Source organism: Nocardia sp. NPDC050175, from assembly GCF_044459885.1.
Taxonomy (GTDB): domain Bacteria; phylum Actinomycetota; class Actinomycetes; order Mycobacteriales; family Mycobacteriaceae; genus Nocardia.
On record NZ_JBITJI010000016.1, the window covers coordinates 12,660 to 32,326 of the forward strand.

The window sequence follows — 19,667 nt, forward strand, 5'->3', positions numbered from 1 at the left end:
AGGTGCGGCGGAGTACCCCGCGGAACTCAGCCGAGCAGCTCGCGCGTCGCGGTGTGCGCTGGAGTAGCGAGTATGGCGCGCGTCTCACCGGATTCGACGATTCGGCCGTGGTCGAGAACGACCATGCGGGGGCAGTGCGCGGCGACCAGGGTCATGTCGTGGCTGATCACCAGCAGGGCCATGGCGCGGTCGGCCTTGATGCGATCCAGCAGAGTCATGATCGATGTGGCGGTGGCGTGATCCAGCGCGGAGGTGATCTCGTCGCAGATGAGCACGGCGGGTTCGGCGGCGAGGGCGCGGGCCAGAGCGACTCGTTGGCGTTGGCCGCCGGACAGCTCGTGTGGGTAGCGGCTTACCAGTTCAGGAGCCAGCTCGACCGAGGCGAGTAGTTCGCTGACCCGTTGTGTGAGTTGGCGTCTCGGCACGCCGCCGATGCGGCGCAGCGGGCGGCCGAGGGTTTGCGCGACGGTCCGGCGCGGGTTGAGCGCGGACCGTGGATTCTGAGTGACCAGCTGAATGCCGTTGCTGCCATTGGCAGCTCGCCCACGGTTCGCGATCAGAATCGGCGCTCCGTGTAGCTCGAGCGATCCCGTTGCCGAGCCATGCAGGCCCGCGATCACCCGGGCGAGCGTCGTCTTGCCCGCGCCGGAGACACCGACGATCGCGAGCGCTGAGGACGGTGTGAGTTCGAGGTCTATTTCAAAGAGGACTTGACGGCCGCCGATCGATGCACCGATGTCTTTGGCGCGCAGCAAGAGGGAAAAGGGGGTCCCGGCTGCCGGGCGGGCCTGGCGCGGACCAGCAAGCACGTCGACGCGCCCGGGTCGCGAGCCGTTGCCGACTAATACTGCGGCTCCGTCACTCGCCCTGTCCGTGACCGGGATATCCGCTGGCGACTCAGGTTCCGCTGAATTGTCGATCACGGGCACGGATTGCTCGCTGACCGGTGTTGCGGCTCCGTCGCTCGGCGCTGTGGGTTGGGTCGAAAACCCCACTGGCGAATCGGATTTTGTCGAGTGGTCGATCAGAAGCCGCGCGGCTGTAGACGGACCTTTGTGACGATCGACTCCGCGAGGCGCGACCGCAAGTCCGGTGCCGAGTTCGATCACGTTGTCCGCCATCGCGTGCACGGTTGCGGTGTCGTGGCCGGACAGCAGGATAGCGGTGGAACGCTCGGCGGCGATCTCGGTAAGCAGGCGAGCGATATCGGTGCGCAGGGCGCCGTGCAGGCCGGCGAGGGGTTCGTCGAGGATCAGCACGCTGGTCCGGCGGATCAGGGCGCGGGCCAAGGCGACTCGGCGCTGCTGGCCGCCGGAGAGCTCGCCGGAGCGGCGGCGCAGATGTTCCGCTGAGAGGCCGACCAGCTCCAAGGTTTCTACGACTGTGTCGCGGGAGGCGTGTCTGGCGACCTCGTGCAGCAGTCCGCGTACTCGCATCAGCGGATTGAGGGCGGATCCAGGGTCTTGTCCGACGTAAGCGACATTCGTGCGCCGGAACCGCTGCCGGGCAACGGGATCGAGCGCGAACACGTCGTGGCCCGCGACCGAGACCGAGCCGCTGTGGGAACCGCCGGTCGGCAGTTGACCGAGTAGCGCTCGCATCAGCGTTGTCTTGCCCGAGCCGGAGGGGCCGGTCAGTGCGGTGATCCGCCCCGCCGCGATCTGGAAGCTGGTGGGCCCGAACAAATCCAGCCCCGTCGAAGCACGTATCGACAACCGGTCGACCACTACCGGCACGGACTCCCCCGCACCGCTGCGCGAGACATCGCCACCGTCCGGGCTCTCCGACAGGCTCAGAGCGTCTGCATCGATCTGTGCGTCAACCTCGACAGCGGGTTCGCTCACCGTCGCTCCCCTCGCCCGAATGCGGTCACGGCGAGGTTCACGCTCACCGCGACGACCGCGATGGCCAGGCTCGGCGCGAGCACCGCCCAGGGGTTGAGCAGCATGCCGGAGGCGTTCTCGCGCACCATGACCGCCCAGTTGCTCGCGCCGAGGGTCGTCGGCAATTGCAGGAACGAGGCCGTGCTGACCAGGTAGACGGCGGCCACGAAGCGAAGGCCGAGCTGCGCGGTAATGACTTCTCGGAGGTTCGGGATCACTTCGCGGAAGACCAAGTGCGGCAGGGTCTCACCGCTGGCCTGGGCGGCCTCGACATAGCCGGAGGCGGCGACGCCCACAGCCGCCGCAGCGAAAACCCTTGCGCAGTAGGGGGTGCCGAAAAGGAGGGCGACGACGAGCAGGCCGAGGGCACCCGCGTCAGGCCATGAGGTCAGCACGAGCAGGATGCCGAGGACGGCGGGCAGCAGCATGGCGAAGTCGGTGGCGAGCTCGATCAACGTGCCGACCCGGGGACGCAACGCGGCGATCGCGCCGAGTACGCAGGACAGCACCGTCACCGTCACGGCGATCACAGCGGCCTGCAGGAGCAGACCCCAACCGCCATAGAGCAATTGGCTCAGGACGTCGCGGCCGAGCCGGTCGGTGCCGAACCAGGCATCGGCACCGGCATGGGCGAACGGGATGCCGACGGGGGCCTCGGCCGCGTGCGGTGCCAGCACTGGGCCGAGCACGGCCAGTAGGGTCACCAGCACTGCGGGCAGCACTGTCAGCAGCCGAAGGCGTTGCACGCCAAGGCGGTTCACCCGTACCTCCGTCGTGGCGGCACGCTGGCGCAGTAGCTGTTTCATCCACGACCTCGCAATGACCAAGCGCGAATTCCATCGGCCACCGCGAGCACGCACATGATGACCGCGCCGGACAGCGCGACCACCGAGGCGATCAATGACACGTCGCGATCCGCCACCGAACCGGCGAGCAGAGCGCCGAGGCCTGGGTAGTTGAAGATGGTCTCCACCACCAGCGATCCGCCGAGCACCATCCCGACGGTGGTCGCGAAGCTCGCCACGATGGTGGGTAGCGCGAACGGCAGTACATGCCGGAGCAGGACGGCGCGCGTTGAAATACCATCCAGCACGGAACTTTCCACATGCGGAGCCTGGGCGGCATCCACCATTGCCGCGCGCACGACCCTGGTATTCCACCCGATCTGCGGAATCGCCAGCGCAAGCACCGGCAGCACCAGCATGTCGGGGCTCGCCGGAAAGCCGGAGCGATCGGTGATGGTGACGGCGGGCAGCCAACCGGCGGCCAGCGCGAATACCAGGATCAACAGCGTCGCGACCACGAACTCCGGTATCGCCGCGGCAATAGTCGTCGCGGGCTGCAACAGCCGCACCGCGCCCTGCCGAATCACCTTCGTAGTCGGCACCTCCGGTGCCACGCCCTGCCGCGCCGCCCACCAGATACCCAGCAGCAGCGACGCGAGCACGGTCAGCGTCAACGCGAGCCCGCCGAGCAGCAGGGTCGGCGGAAACTTATCGGCGAGCAGGTCGTTGATCGAACGTCCGCGCGCCGTGTGACCGAAGTCGCCGGTCAGCACTCCGGAGATCCAGTCCCAGAAGCGTTCCGGCAGTGGGTGATCCAGGCCGAGTTCGCGCTCCTTCGCCGCGATCTGGTTCGGCGTCGCATCCCGCCCGAGCACCGCCCGCGCCGTATTGCCGGGCAGCAGGTCGACGACCACGAAGACCGTTGCCAGCAGGACGATCAGCAGGGCGAGGCGCCGGACGAGCAGGCGCGCGAACGGGATCACCCCGCCAGCCAGGCTCGTTCCAGCTGCACTCTGGCGAAGCCGCCGAGCGTGGGCAGGTCGTGCACGCGGGCGGACGCGATGTCGATGCCGTCGGCCATCCCCCACACCAGGTAGCCGCCCCGGTCGTGCTCGATCTGCTGCACCTCGCGACAGGCTTGCGCGTAGTCCGAGTCGTGCTGTGCGGCCAGGGCTTTCGTGGTGACGGCGTCGAATGCCGCGTCTTTGAAATCAGTTTCGTTGCGGTTGGAGCCGCTGGACATCAGATTCTTCGCGTAGAACAGCGCGGAATCGTTGGTGCCCCACGAGACGGTGTACAGCGGCGCCTTCAACCAGGTCTGGTCGTAGAAGGCGTTCGACTCCTGGGTGACCACGTCGAGGCGGACCCCGATATCGGCCAGCTGGGTCGCGATGACCTTCGCCGATTCGACCTCGCCCGGCGCCTCCGCCTTGGTCACCAGTGGATACGTGCGCCCGGTATCGAAATTGGCCTCGCGCAGTAACGCTTTCGCGCGGTCGAGGTCGCGGGTGCGCTGCGCGATGGTCTTGTCGTACATCGGGTCGGCGGTGCCGAGAATGTCGTTGGCGATCTTGCCGTAGCCCGAATGCACCTGATTCACCAGTGCATTCCGATCGACGCCGAGCCGGAGCGCGGTGCGCACCTTAGCGTCGGCGAACGGCCCGTCCGAGGCACGCATCGCGACGCCGAGCATGGTGTCGTCGGCGCGGCGCACCACCCGCAGATCGCCACGTCCCTCGGCGGTCCGGCCCGCGATCGCGCCGACATTGGACGCGAGGTCGATCTGCCCGCCGAGTACGGCATTGCCCAGCGCGGTGACACTCTCGAACATGGTGACCTCGATGGCGTCGAGCAGCGGCGCCGGACCGTGCCAGTGCTCGTTGCGCACCAGCCTGGCGTTGCCACCCTGGTATGACTCGAGCCGAAACGGCCCGGTGCCAATGGCTTTGGTGAAGTCGGTGGTGTCCTTCTTGGCGGTGAACGTCATCAGCCGGACCAGCAGCGGCAGCTGGGTATTCGGCTCCGGCACGGTGAGCACCACCCGATTCGGGCCGTCGGCGGTGATGTCCTCTACCGCGACCGGCATTTTCGATGCGCCGCCGACGGTGCGCAGCCTGCGCAGCGACCACACGACATCGTCGGAGGTGACCGGGCTGCCATCGTGGAAGGCCGCACCGTCGGCGAGGGTGAAGGTCCAGCGCCGGCGTTGCGCGTCCGGCTCCCATCGAGTTGCCAAGCGCGGCGCGACATTCGGGTCACCGCCGGGGACGGTGAGTGCGTCGTACACCAGCGAGGTGATCAGGAAGTCGCTGTCGTTGCTCAGGTTGGCGTGCGGATCGCGTTCGGCCCGCGCAGCCGTGCCGAGGGCGCCGACTCGCAGGGTGCCGCCGCGCTGCGCGGGCCCGGTCGGCTCGGCGTCCTTCGAGCACGCGGCGACGAAGATCACCGCCCCGATGCCGAATCCCGACCGCAGGAGCTGCCGCCGATTCAAACCCATTGCGCTGCCTTCTTCCTGGACAAACACCTTCGCGCGGTACACGATCCGTCGACGCGACCGCCGATATGATCAGGACAGGCTAGCCTAAAAGGTTCGGCGGCACGCCGCCGCAGATCGAGCGACACTTCACCGTATTTATTCGTTTCTGCTATTTTTAGCGGACTCGCTTAGGTAAGCCTTGCTTAACGCTGCCAGAACAGATAGCTTCGCAGATCGACGTCACTCCTGCTCTTTTCGAACGATGCGAAGAAGGGACTCCCTCGGTGAAAGGCGTTCTCTCCGAACGTAAGACGCTTCACCCGCAGGATATCGAACGTCGTGAGCTCCCCGCCGCCGCCGGGCGTGCGGTGCGTGAGCTCGCGCGAGAGATATCTACCACACTGGATTCGACGCCGCACGACGCCGCCGCGCTGGCCAGCACGCTGACCGATCCGGCCCTGATCGCGCGGATCGACGCCCGAGTCACCGAATTACCCGCTGACGTCCGCCGCACCATGCGCCCGCCCGCCACCGCGGCAGGCGCGACCATCGTGAGCAGACTCCCGCTCACCGATGCCGAATTCGGCCCGACCCCGCCGAGCTGGCGCGAGGCCGCCCAGTGGAGCGGCACCGCCGCCCTGCGCGCGCGCTCGTTCGAGTTCGACCTGGTGATGCTGCTGCTCGCCCGTTGCGCCGGTGAGCCTTTCGGCTGGCACGGCCAGCAGGGCGGACGGCTGGTCAACAACATCCTGCCCTCGCCCGGCCACGAGCACGAACAGTCCGGCGCGAGCAGCAAGACCCTGCTCAGCCCGCACTCCGAGGACGCCTTCCACCCCGAGCGCGCCAACCTGCTGATGCTCGGCTGCCTACGCAATCCGGACATGGTCGGCACCACGGTGTCCTCGGTCCGGCGGGTCGAGCTAACCGCCGACCAGCGGCGATTGCTGAGCACCGCCACCCTGCCGATCCTGCCCGACGTCTCGTACGGCTCTGGGCACGAACGATATTCGGCCGCGCCGCTTCCTACGCTGTGGAGTTCGGCGGGCCCGGACGAGGCGACGCTGCGCTACGACCCGGCCTACACCCCGCTCGACGACGCCACCGCCGAATTCCGCGCCGCCTACGCCAGGCTCACCGCCGAGCTGGAACGCGTCTGCATGACGGCCGCGCTCGTCCCCGGCGAGGTGCTGCTGGTGGACAACGATGTCGCGGTGCATGGTCGAGTACCGTTCGTCGCGCGCTATGACGGCACCGACCGCTGGTTGAAGCGGGTGAACGTCCGCCTGCCTGATCGACCACGGCGGGCCGAGGAGGCCGACGAGAATGGATACGGGCAACGGATCGTCGCCCCGTTCCGAGCAGCAGTGAATTCCGCGTTCGTGTCCGGCGGCTGCGAACCAGCCCGTACGGACGAACACCGGGCGAACCATCCGGTGGCGATAGAGCGGGAAGCAGCACATGATCGAGGACCCTTTGAACATCCGTGACCGCAGCACCCCTTTACGGGTGCTGAGCCGCAGCGACTTGGCGGGCGTGCCGATCACGCCCGGCGATGTCGTGCGCGCGGTGGAGGACGCGTATCTCGCGTTCGCCGCCGGTGATTCAGACAACCCACGCAAACTCAGCGTGGCCAACCCGGACGGCTGGTCGGTGTCGTACGCGATGCTCGGCCGGGACGGTCGCCGTCGCGTGGTCGCGATGAAGACGTCGTACAAGTTCGACCCCGGTCACGATCGCAGCACCAAGCGCTACTACACGACCATCACGCTCTACGACGACAGCACCGGCGCGCCGATCGCGATGATGGACTGCTCCAGGGTCGGCGCGCTGCGCACCCCGGCGGTGTCGGCGCTGCTGGTGCGCGAGACCGTCCGCCGCGGCGCGGAGAGCGTGCTGCTGATCGGCACCGGCACCCAGGGCCGAAACGCGTTGCCGCACTTGCTCGCCGCGAACCCGCAGCTGCGCAAACTGATGCTGTACGGCACCCATCCCGAAGGATTGGACGCGGTGCACCGGCACCTCGCGGAATACCACCCGCACGCGCTGCTCGAAACGGTCGAGGACCCGAAGGTCGCCGCGGCCACCGCGGACGTGGTGCTGGCCACCGCAGGTCCCGGCACCGAGGTGGCGCTCGAATCCGGTGATCTCGCACCGGGTTCGACGGTGGTGCTGGTCGGCTACGGCCTGGCCCCCTCGACCCTGATCGACGCGGACCGGGTAATCGCCACCAGCGCTGAGCAAATGGCGTTGACCGGCACCGACATGGTCGGGCCGGACGGAAGGCTGCGCGCGGTGGACGCCGAGCTGCCGCAGATCCTCACCCGTCGCGCGGTCGCGCGACGCTCGGACGACGAGCGCATCTTCGTCTACAACAGCGGGCTGGTGCTGACCGACATCGCCGTCGCGCACGCCCTCGCCGAACGAGCCATCGCGGACGGCCGTGGCACGGAGGTGCCCCTGTGGGATTAGACGTCGGCGGGGTCGGGGTGACGCGCGATTCGATCAGCGCCGCCCCGGTCCCGGCGCACCTGGCCGAGTGGGAACGCCGCGCGCTCGACGACCCGAATCTGCTGGGCGACATCGGCTTTGCCGTGGGCGGGCCGTTCCACGTGATGTATCCACCGCTGGTGGGCCGCAATATTCGAGATTTCCGCGCGGTGTTCGAGCAGGCGGGGATCGATGGGTTCATCTACTACGGCAAGAAGGCGAACAAGTCCGCCGCCGTCGCGCGCGCCTGCGCGGAAAATGATGCCGGCGTTGACGTTTCCAGTACCGGCGAGCTGACAGCCGCGCTCGCACAAGGTGTTCGCGGTGCCGAGCTGATGGTGACCGGGCCTGCGAAGTCCGACGACCTGCTCTGGCTGGCCACTCGGCACGGTGCACTGATCGCCGTCGACGACCTCGGTGAGCTCGAACGCCTTGCCGCACTGGGCACCTCGGCCACACCCGCCAGGGTCCTGCTCCGCATGCTGCCCGCCGCGTCGGCCAGCCGGTTCGGGATGACCGAGGCCGAGATCGACCACGCGTTGACCGCCTTGGCCGGCCGCGAATCGATCCGCCTGGAGGGCTTCAGCTTTCACCTGTCCGGCTACGACGCCGTGGCACGGGCCGAGTCCGCCCGCGAGCTGATCGCCCGCTGCCTACACGCGCGGACACTCGGCCATCCCGCCACCACGCTGTCGATCGGCGGCGGCTTCGGCGTCGACTACGTGCCCGCCGCGGCGTGGGCGGAGTTCACCGAACACGTCGACCGGCGGTGGTTCCACTCGGGCAAGTCGTTCGACTCGTACTACCCCTATCACTTTCCGGCCCCCGGCCCGGCGATGCTCGCGGCGATCCTCGCGCACGACGGGCTCGCACAGCGGCTGCGCGACCACACCATCCGGCTCGCGATCGAGCCGGGCCGCGCGCTGCTCGCGCACGCCGGATTCACCGTCTTCCGGGTACAGGGCAGCAAGATCCGGCACGCCGACGGTGCGCCGTACTGCCTGCTCACCGTCGACGGCACGAGTTTGAGCCTGTCCGAGCAGTGGTTCGACAGCGAATACCTGCCCGACCCGCTGCTGTGGCCCGCGCGACCCGGCACCCCGGCCCCGACCAGCGTCGGCGCCGCCACCTGCCTGGATTCCGACATGCTCAGCTGGCGACGCGTCCCGCTGCCACGCGCCGCCGCGGTCGGCGACCTGCTGATCTACCCCAATACCGCCGGTTACCAAATGGATTCGAACGAATCCGCCTTCCATGACCTGCCGATCCCGCCGAAGGTCGTGCTGCACGACGCGGAGGGCGATCGGTTCCGCTGGACGCTCGACGGCTGACACCCCACCCCCCACCTGAACGAGGAGAAACTCCATGCCGCTCGTCACGCGCGTGACGGATCTGATCGGCCGCACGCCGCTGTTCGAACTGGCGGCGACGTCCACCGGCACCCGGTTACTGCTCAAGCTCGAGCAGTTCAACCCGACCGGCACGGCCAAGATCCGGATGGCCCGCGAGATGGTCCTCGATGCGGAGCGTCGCGGTTTGCTGAGAAGTGGCGGGCATATCATCGAGTCCACCTCCGGGAACACCGGGCTCGGTCTCGCGGTAGTAGCTGCCGAACGTGGGTATCGCTTTACCGCAGTGGTCGATCATCACGCATGTAAGGACAAGCTGCGCGCTATGCGAGCAATGGGTGCGGAATTGGTGTTCGTCGCCGACGACGGCGACGACAACCTGGCGACCTCGGCCCGGGAAGACCTGGCCGAGGCGATGGCGGCCGCCCGGCCGGACGCGTACTTCACCGAGCAGCACAACAACGACGCCAACGCGGTCGGCTACTACGCGGTCGCCGAAGAATTGCTGGAGGACGTGGAGCGGGTCGATATCCTGCTCTCCTCGGTCGGCACCGGCGGTTCGCTGTTCGGCACCGCGACCCGGCTGCGCCAACTCGGTTGCCCGGCACGGGTGATCGGCGTCGAGCCGGTCGGCTCGATCGCGTTCGGCGGCGAGGGCGGCCCGTACTGGCAGTCCGGCACCGGCACCCCGCCCGGCGCCACCATCGGCACCGCGGTGGACTACTCGCTGCTGGACGAGGGCGTCAAGGTGACCGACGTGGACGCCTTCGCCACCGCCCGCGCGGTCGCCGCCGAGCTCGGCCTGATGATCGGCGGTTCGGCGGGCGGCTCGGTGCATGCCGCGCTCCGCCGTCTCGACGAATTCCCGCCCGGCTCAACGATTGTCACCCTGGTCTGTGACGGCGGCGAGAAGTACCTGGACACGGTCTTCGACGACGCCTGGATGTCCGAACGCGACCTGCTCGACCCCGCCGCCGAAGCCGAGGTACGAACAATGCTGCAGCACTATGCCCCCGCCACCCGCCGCCCCGCCGAACTCGTCGAGGCGCGATGAAGGGCCGGTACGCGCCGCAAAGCCGCGCACTGATCAGCCCGCCGCGCCCGAAATTGCCAGCAATTCAGTACGCACCAGAACAAAACGTGCGCAGCACTTGGATCGCCCAGCCGACGACGCTGCCCGTTCCGGCAGCCGGTGATCGGCGCCGCGCGCGAAACAGTCTGCCGCGCACGGAATTGCCGGCAATTTCGTGCGCAGCCGGCGAGAACGTGCGCGGCGGCGGATCCGAGCGTGCGGAGGTGGCCCGGTGAATTTGTCGGGCTACCGGGCCGACAGTGGTCGGCTGACCGCGCTTGCCACGCCCATCGCGATGACGCAGTTGGCGCAGATCGCGGTGTCCACCACCAATGTTGTGCTGATGGGCACGCTCGGCGTGCAGCAGGTGGCCGCGGGCGGGCTGGCGATCGCGCTGTTCAATCAGATTCGCACCATGTGCGTCGGGTTGATCACCGCCAGCGGCAATCAGATCGCCACCGCGGTGAGTTCGGCCGGTAAACGGGGCGAATCCCCCGATGACGAGATCAAAGATGTGCTGCGGTCGAGCTTCCTGATCGCGACGCTCGCCGGCATCGCGGGTGGCGCACTGCTCATCGGACTCGGCTGGGCGCTGCAATGGCTCGGCCAGGACGCCGGGGTGCTGGCCGACGCGCGGCCGCTGATGGTCGCGCTGGCGCCGGGTCTGCTGCCCTGCCTGTGGTTCCAGGTGCTGCGGCAATACACCGTCGGCATGCAACGCCCACAGGCGTTACTACTGGTCACGCTCGGCTCGGTGCTGCTGAATCTGGTGCTGGCACTTGCCTTTATCCATGGCCGCGGCGGACTGCCCGAGCTCGGCCTCACCGGTATCGGCGTGGCGACCTCGCTGGTCTTCCTGATCACCTTCGCGGTGTTCTGGGCGATGGTGCGACGCGACGCCCGACTAGGCGCGACGCTGCCGGTGCGACCGTGGCCGGTGCGTCGATCCACCGTCCGCGCCGAACTGCGCCTCGGCGCACCGATCGCGCTCACCTATGGCTCTGAGGCAGGCATGTTTTCGGTGCTCGCCCTCGTCATGGGCAGCATCGGCCCGGCGGCGCTGGCCGCGCACAACATCGTCTACCAGATCATCTACATCGTGTTCCAGGTCGCCATCGGCTTGTCGCACGGGGCGTCGATCCTGGTCAGCCATGCCGTCACCCGCGACGAGTACCAGCACGCCAGGGCATTGGCCTGGCTCGCGCTGCGCCATGTCGCCGTCGTCGCCGCGATCACCGGCGCGGTGTACGTGATCGCGCCCGATCTCGTGCTGCGCCCGTTCTTGAATTCGAGCGACACCGACACCATTCAGATCGCGCACACCCTGTTGCTGATCGGCATCGTGCTGCAGTTCTTCGATGCCGCGCAGAACATCGGCACCGGACTGCTGCGCGGATTGAAGGAAACCAACGCGGGCTTCCGCCTGTCGGTCATCGGTTACTGGTGTGTCGGCCTGCCGGTGGCGCTACTGCTGGCCTTCCCGGTCGGTCTCGGCGCGGCGGGCGTCTGGTGGGGTCTCACCGCGGGCTTGGCCACCACGGCCTGCCTCATGCTCCGCCGCTACTTCGCGCTGCTCGACAGCAGAGAACGCGACCGCCCGCAGGTGATCGCGGAGGCGCCGGAAAGCCTCAGCAGCCCGAGCTGATCGCTGGGCGGATCTTCCAGATGTCCTGCGGGCAGGCAGGTTCCGGAAGATCCGTGCCGCGATCGGTCAGATATGCACGCCGTAATCGCGGGCGATACCCGCAAGCCCCGAGGCGTACCCCTGGCCGATGGCGCGGAACTTCCACTCGTTGTTGTGCCGGTACAGCTCGCCGAACACCATCGCGGTTTCGGTCGAGGCGTCCTCGGTGAGGTCGTAGCGGGCCAGTTCCACGCCGGTCGCCGCGTCGGTGACCCGGATGAACGCGTTGCGGATCTGCCCGAACGACTGGCTGCGCGCGTCGGCGTCGTGGATGGACACCGGGAAGAAGATGTTGGTGATGGTCGGCGGGGTGGCGCTGAGGTCGACGTTGATCACCTCGTCGTCGCCTTCGCCCTCGCCGGTCAGGTTGTCGCCGGTGTGCTCGATCGAGCCCTCGGGCGAACGCAGGTTGTTGTAGAAGACGAAATGCTGATCCGACAGCACCTTCAGGTTCGGCCCGGTGGCCAGCGCGCTGGCGTCCAGGTCGTAGTCGGCGCCCGTGGTGGTGCGCACGTCCCAGCCGAGTCCTACCGCGACCTTGGTCAGGTTGGCTGCCTGCTTAGACAGCGAAACATTTCCGCCTTTGGCCAATGTGACGCTCATGAATCCCTTTCGTGCGGCCCGTCCGCGCCGCCTTCATTCCCGATTATCATCGTGAGTCCCGAAACTGTTATGCCGGTTCAGTTTTGGTCGTTCGCCCAGGAGCGCAGCGTGCTCACGCGACCTTCCAGCGCATGCAGTTCGGTCGGGTCCAGCACGGTGCGCTGAATGCCGTTGGCGACCGCGAAGGCCGACTGCCGATGGTCATCGATCGCCTCGACATCGATCCGGACCGCCACATAGTCGGCGGCGTCGGGCATCTCCTCCGCGATGACCCGCGCGGTACCCCGTGCGCACAGCGCGACGTTGCCGCCACCGAGAATCAGCAGCGCCACCTGCGGGCGTTCACGTAATCGAGCCAGCGACCCGCGATCGAACTTGAGACTGAGCAGAATGTGCCGATCGCCGGCCCGCACCGGCCAGGACACCGGGATCGCATGTGGTCCGGGGTCGGTGGTCACCAGCACCGCGATCGTTTCCTGGGGCCATTCCGGAAGCACGTCCAGCTCGGGATGATCTTCGTGATCTGTCGAGTGGTCTTGACGTTGCACGTGGCTCGCTCCGGCTACCATCTTCGTCACCTCATGGATCGTCGAGCGCGACGGGCTGTGCCGCGCTTGATAGCAGTCTAAAGTGCTGGGCCGCTTGTCCGCTGGCGCTGCACCCTATGTCCGGACTGCTCTCAGCCGACTATCAGGCCGAGGCGAGCGCGGGGATGGGCAACGTCGCCGCCCAGTCGCGGGCCATGTCCTTGGCCCGGATTTCGGTCGACGCGTCGTGGCGCGCGTGCTCGCCGATCTGAGTGGCCCCGCACTCGATGAGCTGCTCGGCCGCGATCTCGCCGCCGCGGTTGAAGGTGTCGCCGTAGATGCTGTCGCCGAGGCCGAAGACGGCGAAGTTCAGGCCGGTCAGATCGGGCGCGGCCGCGGTGAGCTCGTCGAAGAACGGTTCCGCGCTGGTCGGCAGATCACCGTCGCCATAGGTGGAGCACACGATGACGTGGAAGTCGTGCACATCGAGGTCGTCGACGGCGAAATCGCCCAGGTCGTAGACCGAGACGTCGTGCGCCGAGAGCGCGTCGGCGACGCTGTCTGCGACGGTCTCGGCCGTGCCCATCTCGGATCCGAACAGAATGACGACGCGCACAGCGTGCACTCCCTTCTCCACAGGTCCTTACAATGTTGGTGAGGCTAGCCTAATTAACTTGCCGATCCGTCGCCACTCCTTCGTCGTCCGGGCATGATGCCTGTCACGACAACTGCCCAGCTGAGCCGGTGCATCGCAGCCCGAAACGGGCCGATAAGTGGCTATTACCAGGCCAAGCGAGCCCGTCGAGGCGCAGGGGCGGCGCCAGAGGCAGCGGAACGGCAGCGGGTGAGACGGAGTGTCCCGATTGACGAAATGTCACCGTCGATGCATCATTCGTACAGTCCCCATTGTTGTCTGGGACATCTTCTCTTTGCCGGCCGATGATTGTCCGGCCCAGCGTGCTGTCTCCCGTGCGCACGCTCGGTCGTTCTCGCCCGCGCGCACGGATGCAGCACACCCCAATTGACGCTTGTGCGTTCTGCCGTGAGTGAGGTGAAAACGAATGGTTTACCTGTCGTCTACATACCGTGTGATCACTTCGTTCCTGCGCTACGGCATCGTGCCCCACTTCTGAATGCGACCGCGCCGGGCGCGGCACTGCACGGCCGACCTCACGACGTCGGCGGTGCGGCCGCTCGGCTCCGGCGCGGTGCCTCGGTAGTCGGCCCCAACGGAGCACGAACGAATGTGGAGAACAAGCTGATGATGGACATGGGGGCGGTAAATCCCGCAACAGTAGAAATGGTGGCCCTGCCGATGGCGGGCAACCTCGTCGTATCGGCCTCGATGATCGAGGATTTAGGCTACCTGCGCTCCGAACTGGCAGCGGCGGAAGTGCCGTTCCTGCTGGTGCGCGACCGCGGGCAGCGACTGGTGCTGGCCACCGACGCGGCGCATCACCTGATGGTGCGCCGGGTGACGGCCGGTGCGATCGCCGCCGGTTTCGCGTGTGAAGAGGTGCAGCACAACGTCTTCCGGATCGGCCGCGACAGCGACCCGGCCCATCGGGTCGACCTGGAGCTGTGGCAGTACCACGGCGACACGGTCGAGTGCCCGCGCCCGAACGCGTTGACCCGCACCATGTTCGACCTGGCCGATGTCGAGCAGACGCAGGTGCTGCTGTTCGATCGGGCCTGGCCGACCCTGGTGGACATGTTCGCGCCGCAGCCGAGCGACGTGAGCTTCGACATTGACCTGGTGTTTTCCTGGGTGGACGGTTCGGACCCGGAGTTCCGGGCCCGCCGCGCGGGCATGCTCGCGCAGGTGGTGGTCGGCGAAGGTGACGACGCGGACGCCCGCATCCGGCAGATCGACGAGCTGAAATACGCACTGCGGTCGGTGGATAAGAACGCGCCATGGATCCGGCGGATCTTCATCGCCACCGACTCCACCATGCCCGGCTGGCTCGCCGATCATCCCCGGGTGACGGTTGTCCGTGCGCTGGACCACTTTTCGGACACCAGCGGGCTGCCGACCTTCAATTCCCATGCGGTGGAATCACAGTTGCAGCACATCGAGGGGCTCAGCGAGCACTTCCTGTACTCCAACGACGACATGTTCTTCGCCCGTCCGGTGCGGCCGTCGATGTTCTTCACCTCGGCGGGCATCAGCCGGTTCATCGAGGCGGACACCAGGATCGGGCCGGGTCGCAACAACGAGCGGCGCAGCGGTTTCGAGAACGCCGCACGGGTGAACCGGGAACTGCTCGCCGAGCGGTTCGGGCACATCATCTCCCGGCATCTCGAGCACACGCCGGTTCCGTTGCGCCGCAGCGTGCTACTGGAGATGGAAGAGCAGTTCGCCGCCGACTTCGCGCGGACCAGGACCAGCCGGTTCCGTTCGGCCACCGACATTTCCGTCACCAACTCGCTGTATCACTACTACGCGATGCTGACCGGACGTGCGGTGCCGCAGGAGACGGCGAAGGTGCGTTACGTCGACACGACGAGCCACAAGGGCCTGGCGCTGCTGGACGGGATCGCGCGGAAACGCAACGTCGACTTCTTCTGCCTGAACGACGGAAGTTTCCCCGAGATCTCTGAAAACGATCGGGTACTTGCGGTTTCGGAGTTCCTGTCGCGCTACTTCCCCGATCCGGCGCCGTGGGAACAGCTCAGCGCACCGACTCGTCATCTGTTTCCGGAGTCGTCGCCCGGCGCCGCATGACATGCGGGATGCGCGCGGCGGGCGGGATGACAATCCCCTCCGCCGCGAGTGTCCGGGCGGCCTCTTCAGCGGTCGACGGCTTGCCGACCGTCGCGCCGCGATCGATCGGGACCACCGAGTGCACCACGGTGTCCGGGTAGATGTGCACGTAGTTGAAGGCCTGCGCGCCGTCGCGGCCGCGCTGGCCGCCCTGCTCGACGCCGAGATCCTGGCTGTAGCAGGTCGCCGAGGCCACCGAGACGGGGATGCCCGCGAAGGTCGCGTTGGTGGAGAAGTGCAGGTGGCCGGCCAGGATGGCGCGGACGTCGCTGCCGTCGAGCACATCGGCCAGCTTGCGCTGGTCACGTAGTTCGACGGTGACCGCGAGGTCGAGCACGCAGGGCACGGGCGGATGGTGCATGGCCAGGATGGTGCCGAATGGGGCCGGTTCGGCGAGCACGGAACGCAGCCAATCCAGCTGTTCGTCGGAGATCTCGCCGTAGTGGTGGCCGGGGACCGAGGTGTCCAGGGCGATGATGCGCAGGCCGTCGATCAGATGGACCCGGTCCAGCGGGGCGGTCGAGGCGCGCTCACCGAGTAGCTTTCGGCGGAGCAGACTGCGGTCGTCGTGGTTTCCGGCCACCCACACGATGGGTGCTGGCAAACTTCTCGCGAATGGCTCGATGAGAGCCTTGAGCTTGTCGTACGCCGCGGGCTCACCCTTGTCGGTGAGGTCGCCGGTGAACACGATCGCGGTCGGCTGGATCCGACTGGCCGCGGCCTGCTCTAGTAACTGGCGTAATCGCTGGTCCGCGTCGACGTCACCGTATAGATCGCCGTCGCCGGCAATCACGTGGGTGTCGCTGAAGTGGAACAACACATGATCCGGTCGCGGGTGCTCCGCGACTCTGCTGATGTGCACCGGACCGAACGTCCTCCCCGGCGGATTGCCCGCCATTGGCTTCGGGTTCCACCGCCACAATAGCGAAGGACTACTGACAGGTTTCCCGACGGACGGTGACGACATGCTTGCGGGAAGGTGAGGTTTCTATGTCGAAATCCCGCCGAAGTGCTCGGACGTTGACCGGGCTGTGGTTCGTTAGTGACGCGGTTCACTGCCGTTGGTGGGCGCGACCGACCGCGTCGGCGGCGCGGAGGGCGTCGACGGTCATCGCGGCGTCGACGGTGAAGGGTTCGTTGTGCATCGACTCGTTCGGCGCGGTGGCGCGGGTGGCGATCGCGGCCAAGGTCGCTGCGTCGGCGTCGGCCAAGCCGAGCGCGGCGAGCGTGGTGGGCAGGCCGATCTCGGTGCAGAAGTCGAGGACCGTGTTGATCTCGGTGGCGGGCGCACCTTCCAGGACCAGCTGGGTGACGACGCCGAAGGCGACCTTCTCACCGTGCAGGAACTCATGGGTCTGCGGTGCGGCGGTCAGCCCGTTGTGGACGGCGTGCGCGGCGGCCAGACCGGAGGATTCGAAGCCGAGACCGGACAGCAGGGTGTTGGCTTCGACGATCCGCTCGAAGGCCGGGGTGATGGCGTGCTCGCGCACGGCGGCCAGCGCCTGCGGGCCGTCCGCCAGCAGCGTGTGGTAGCAGAGCTCGGCGAGAGCGGTCGCGCTACGGGTGGACGCGCCGCCGCGCAGGTTGCGTACCTGCGCGGCGGAGCAGGTACGCGCCTCGAACCAGGTGGCGAGCGCGTCACCCATGCCGGAGGCGAGCAGCCGCGCGGGCGCCTGGGCGATGACGGAGGTGTCGACGAGGACGAGCGCCGGGTTGCGGCGGAGCAGTTGCGAAGTCTCGACTTCGCCTGCGTCGGTGTAGATCACGGACAACGCGCTGCACGGGGCATCGCTCGACGCGGTGGTCGGGCAACTGATCATCGGCAGGCCGAGGTCGTCGGCGACAACTCGCGCCGAGTCGAGCACCTTGCCACCGCCAGCGCCCAAAACGACGGTGCTGCCGTTCTCCTGCACGCCCGCGGTGATCCTGGCGATCTCCGCCCTCGTGCACTCCCCGTTCGAAAGATGCACGGAATAAGCGATTTTCGCGTCCGTCAACGCCCGATCCCACGTCTCGGTCAGCAACCGCTGCGCACTACGCCCCGCCACGATCGTGACCGGCCCGCCGATCCCCAGGTGAGCCATCTCCGCCCCGAGCTGTTCCGTCGCCGCTCGCCCCTGCACGTAATGCCCCGGCGAAGAAAACACACTCAACATCCAAGACCTCCCGATCTCAGGTCGAGCCGTGCCGAATCCGGTGCACACCACTGCCCAACCGCCGCCATTCGTCCCGCCCAACGCTACGCGCTAGGTCGTCAGAAAGATCAGCTCATCGGGCGGCCCGGAAACCAGCAGGTCACCCATCAGCAACCGCAAGTCCCTCGGCACCAGTCGATCGTCGGTCGCGCTCATCTCGTCCAGCGTCCACCAGTGGTGACCCTTGACCGTCTCGCGCTCGTTCTCGGTGAAACCCGAGGTATCGACATCGAAGGCAGCGACACGGACGAAGAAGTAGTGCTCCCGGCAGTCGTACGTGACGCCGCCCCACGAGGCAGTCGCACGACGCCGCCAAACCTCTGGGCCCAACTGGAATTCGCTGAGCCCGGTCTCTTCCCGCGCCTCCCGGGCCGCCGTCTCCGCCAGTGACTCCCCCGGCTCGATACCGCCGCCGATCGGATACCAATACGGGTGGCCGTCGGAGTCGTCATGACTGACGAACAGCAGTAGGCGGTCCTTGTCGTCGACAAGCAGCAGTCGCACGCTGGTGCGCGCCACCGGTTCGACTTGCTCGGCTGTGGGCTCCAAAGTCAGTTACGGACGGCCGAACTCGCCAGCGGTGACGCTGGCAGTGAAGGTGGCCCACTCGGTAGGAGTGAAGATCAGGGCCGGGCCTGCGGGGTTCTTGGAGTCGCGGACGCCGATCATGTCGCTGTCTAGGAACGCGACCTCGACACACTCTCCCCCGCCGGAGCTGTGGCTACTCTTGAACCACTCAGCGGTGGCCAACTCGACCTTCATGCTGCCAACTCCTTCGCTGTCCGCCGCAAAAGACCTCTTGAAGCCACAGCGTCGAGCGCTGCCTGTCGTATTGCATGAGACGCTGCGCGGTACACCTTCGTGTCTTGCTCTCTTTCAAGGTACATGTCACCAGTGCATCCCTCGACGTAAACGACGGTCGGGGCGTTCTCCCTGCCTTTGGTATCTACGCCGAAGTCCAGAATCACGTACGGCCCGACCGGAGTGCCGATCGGAAAACCCGCCTCGAAAGGAAGGATTCGAACGGTCACGTTGTCCCGCGTGCTGGTGTCGGCGAGATGTCGCAGCTGGCCGGACATGATCTTCTGAGTCCCGACCAAGGTCCTCAGCACCGATTCGTGCAACACCATGTCTACTGCCACCGGCTGGGCGCGGCGCTCGATCATGCTCTGGCGCTTGATCCTTAGCTGGAACCGCCGATCCAACTCTTCGGGCGAGTCGTCCGGGAAGTAGATGTGATCAAGTGCGCGAGCATATTCCGCAGTCTGGAACAGACCAGGGACCAGATCGGGCCGGAATATCGTCAGCGAACTGGCCGCGGTTTCAAGACCCACGTACATGTTCAGGCTGTTACGAATCACGTCGTCGAACGTGTGCCACCAGCACTTCTCATCAGATTGTTCAGCCAAGGCGACCATAGCCGCCGTCATCTCGTCATCGAATTCATAGATACGACATAGCTCTCGGATATCGACATGCCGCAGCGTCCCGCCTCCTTCGGCCTTCTCGATGCGCGAGAGCTTGCTTTTGCTCCACTGCATCATTACTCCGACCTGCTCGAGAGTCAGGCCGGTCTCATTACGCCCGTCACGGAGATACCGCCCGAGCTGGCGTCGCGGGAGGGTCGAGCCGCCTTCATCAATCATGTACACCCCTGCTGTCGTCTTGCCATGGGAAACAAGCGGTTTCAGGGTGGCACTTCATCTGGGAATTCGGAGCGTTTTCCAGAGAATTCTCGCTGCGGGATCATCAGCCGACCATTCGATGATGTTCTTGCTATGTGCGAGTCCGGAATAGACCACGAATCAAAGGTTCCGGACCTGCGAATTCCAAAACAACCAA

Annotated in this window: 19 protein-coding genes; 7 read left to right on the top strand and 12 right to left on the bottom strand. The window is 66.8% G+C overall.

Features of this window, described 5'->3' with window-relative positions; genetic code table 11:
• Nucleotides 1-26: 26 nt before the first annotated feature.
• The 4 genes from ACIBK2_RS38615 to ACIBK2_RS38630 are packed head-to-tail and all read right to left on the bottom strand — an operon-like array spanning nucleotide 27 to nucleotide 5,165.
• The gene (locus tag ACIBK2_RS38615) at nucleotides 27-1,844 is read right to left on the bottom strand and encodes an ABC transporter ATP-binding protein (RefSeq protein WP_396974987.1); all 1,818 of its coding nucleotides are present in this window, start codon (nucleotides 1,842-1,844) and stop codon (nucleotides 27-29) included.
• Nucleotides 1,841-2,689 (bottom strand): ABC transporter permease, encoded by an 849-nt coding sequence (locus ACIBK2_RS38620; protein WP_396974989.1) that lies wholly within the window; start codon nucleotides 2,687-2,689, stop codon nucleotides 1,841-1,843. Before ACIBK2_RS38620 ends, ACIBK2_RS38615 begins: the two co-directional genes overlap by 4 nt.
• Nucleotides 2,686-3,651 carry an ABC transporter permease gene (locus ACIBK2_RS38625; protein ID WP_396974990.1) on the bottom strand — a complete coding sequence of 322 codons (966 nt, stop codon included), beginning with the start codon at nucleotides 3,649-3,651 and terminating at the stop codon, nucleotides 2,686-2,688. The genes ACIBK2_RS38620 and ACIBK2_RS38625 overlap by 4 nt, the downstream gene beginning before the upstream one ends.
• Nucleotides 3,648-5,165: an ABC transporter substrate-binding protein gene (locus ACIBK2_RS38630; RefSeq protein WP_396974991.1), complete on the bottom strand. Its 1,518-nt coding sequence runs from the start codon at nucleotides 5,163-5,165 to the stop codon at nucleotides 3,648-3,650. Before ACIBK2_RS38630 ends, ACIBK2_RS38625 begins: the two co-directional genes overlap by 4 nt.
• A gap of 263 nt (nucleotides 5,166-5,428) precedes the next feature.
• Here ACIBK2_RS38630 and ACIBK2_RS38635 point away from each other — a divergent pair, with 263 nt between their 5' ends.
• The 6 genes from ACIBK2_RS38635 to ACIBK2_RS38660 are packed head-to-tail and all read left to right on the top strand — an operon-like array spanning nucleotide 5,429 to nucleotide 11,697.
• The gene (locus ACIBK2_RS38635) at nucleotides 5,429-6,631 is read left to right on the top strand and encodes a TauD/TfdA family dioxygenase (protein ID WP_396974993.1); all 1,203 of its coding nucleotides are present in this window, start codon (nucleotides 5,429-5,431) and stop codon (nucleotides 6,629-6,631) included.
• Nucleotides 6,603-7,613: an ornithine cyclodeaminase family protein gene (locus ACIBK2_RS38640; protein WP_396974994.1), complete on the top strand. Its 1,011-nt coding sequence runs from the start codon at nucleotides 6,603-6,605 to the stop codon at nucleotides 7,611-7,613. The genes ACIBK2_RS38635 and ACIBK2_RS38640 overlap by 29 nt, the downstream gene beginning before the upstream one ends.
• Nucleotides 7,604-8,962, top strand: a complete 1,359-nt coding sequence (locus ACIBK2_RS38645; RefSeq protein ID WP_396974996.1) for an alanine racemase — start codon at nucleotides 7,604-7,606, stop codon at nucleotides 8,960-8,962. Before ACIBK2_RS38640 ends, ACIBK2_RS38645 begins: the two co-directional genes overlap by 10 nt.
• Nucleotides 8,963-8,996: 34 nt before the next feature.
• A complete protein-coding gene (locus ACIBK2_RS38650) occupies nucleotides 8,997-10,034 on the top strand; it encodes a PLP-dependent cysteine synthase family protein (RefSeq protein ID WP_396974998.1) in 1,038 nt (345 codons plus the stop codon).
• The gene (locus tag ACIBK2_RS38655; protein WP_396975000.1) at nucleotides 10,031-10,288 is read left to right on the top strand and encodes a hypothetical protein; all 258 of its coding nucleotides are present in this window, start codon (nucleotides 10,031-10,033) and stop codon (nucleotides 10,286-10,288) included. The genes ACIBK2_RS38650 and ACIBK2_RS38655 overlap by 4 nt, the downstream gene beginning before the upstream one ends.
• A complete protein-coding gene (locus tag ACIBK2_RS38660; RefSeq protein ID WP_396975002.1) occupies nucleotides 10,285-11,697 on the top strand; it encodes an MATE family efflux transporter in 1,413 nt (470 codons plus the stop codon). Before ACIBK2_RS38655 ends, ACIBK2_RS38660 begins: the two co-directional genes overlap by 4 nt.
• A 66-nt stretch (nucleotides 11,698-11,763) precedes the next feature.
• On the opposite strand, the gene ACIBK2_RS38665 is transcribed toward ACIBK2_RS38660, so the two are convergent.
• The 3 genes from ACIBK2_RS38665 to ACIBK2_RS38675 form a co-directional block, all read right to left on the bottom strand.
• Nucleotides 11,764-12,339, bottom strand: coding sequence for a TerD family protein (locus ACIBK2_RS38665; RefSeq protein ID WP_396975004.1), 576 nt, complete (start codon nucleotides 12,337-12,339; stop codon nucleotides 11,764-11,766).
• 77 nt (nucleotides 12,340-12,416) lie between these two features.
• Nucleotides 12,417-12,908: a pyridoxamine 5'-phosphate oxidase family protein gene (locus tag ACIBK2_RS38670; protein WP_396975325.1), complete on the bottom strand. Its 492-nt coding sequence runs from the start codon at nucleotides 12,906-12,908 to the stop codon at nucleotides 12,417-12,419.
• Nucleotides 12,909-13,029: 121 nt separating this feature from the next.
• On the bottom strand, nucleotides 13,030-13,482 hold the full coding sequence (locus ACIBK2_RS38675; RefSeq protein ID WP_396975006.1) for a flavodoxin domain-containing protein: 453 nt from the start codon (nucleotides 13,480-13,482) through the stop codon (nucleotides 13,030-13,032).
• Nucleotides 13,483-14,127: 645 nt separating this feature from the next.
• On the opposite strand from ACIBK2_RS38675, the gene ACIBK2_RS38680 reads away from it, so the two are divergent.
• Nucleotides 14,128-15,591: a stealth family protein gene (locus ACIBK2_RS38680; RefSeq protein ID WP_396975327.1), complete on the top strand. Its 1,464-nt coding sequence runs from the start codon at nucleotides 14,128-14,130 to the stop codon at nucleotides 15,589-15,591.
• Here the strand turns inward: ACIBK2_RS38680 and ACIBK2_RS38685 are convergent.
• The 5 genes from ACIBK2_RS38685 to ACIBK2_RS38705 form a co-directional block, all read right to left on the bottom strand.
• The gene (locus ACIBK2_RS38685; RefSeq protein WP_396975008.1) at nucleotides 15,539-16,492 is read right to left on the bottom strand and encodes a phosphodiesterase; all 954 of its coding nucleotides are present in this window, start codon (nucleotides 16,490-16,492) and stop codon (nucleotides 15,539-15,541) included. The two genes, ACIBK2_RS38680 and ACIBK2_RS38685, sit on opposite strands and share 53 nt — an antisense overlap.
• 190 nt (nucleotides 16,493-16,682) lie before the next feature.
• The gene (locus ACIBK2_RS38690; protein ID WP_396975010.1) at nucleotides 16,683-17,786 is read right to left on the bottom strand and encodes a glycerol dehydrogenase; all 1,104 of its coding nucleotides are present in this window, start codon (nucleotides 17,784-17,786) and stop codon (nucleotides 16,683-16,685) included.
• 90 nt (nucleotides 17,787-17,876) lie between these two features.
• Nucleotides 17,877-18,344 carry an NUDIX hydrolase gene (locus tag ACIBK2_RS38695; RefSeq protein WP_396975012.1) on the bottom strand — a complete coding sequence of 156 codons (468 nt, stop codon included), beginning with the start codon at nucleotides 18,342-18,344 and terminating at the stop codon, nucleotides 17,877-17,879.
• 36 nt (nucleotides 18,345-18,380) lie between these two features.
• Complete coding sequence (locus ACIBK2_RS38700) at nucleotides 18,381-18,587, bottom strand: DUF397 domain-containing protein (protein ID WP_396975014.1); 207 nt, start codon at nucleotides 18,585-18,587, stop codon at nucleotides 18,381-18,383.
• Nucleotides 18,584-19,471, bottom strand: coding sequence for a helix-turn-helix domain-containing protein (locus ACIBK2_RS38705; protein WP_396975016.1), 888 nt, complete (start codon nucleotides 19,469-19,471; stop codon nucleotides 18,584-18,586). The genes ACIBK2_RS38700 and ACIBK2_RS38705 overlap by 4 nt, the downstream gene beginning before the upstream one ends.
• Nucleotides 19,472-19,667 lie beyond the last annotated feature (196 nt).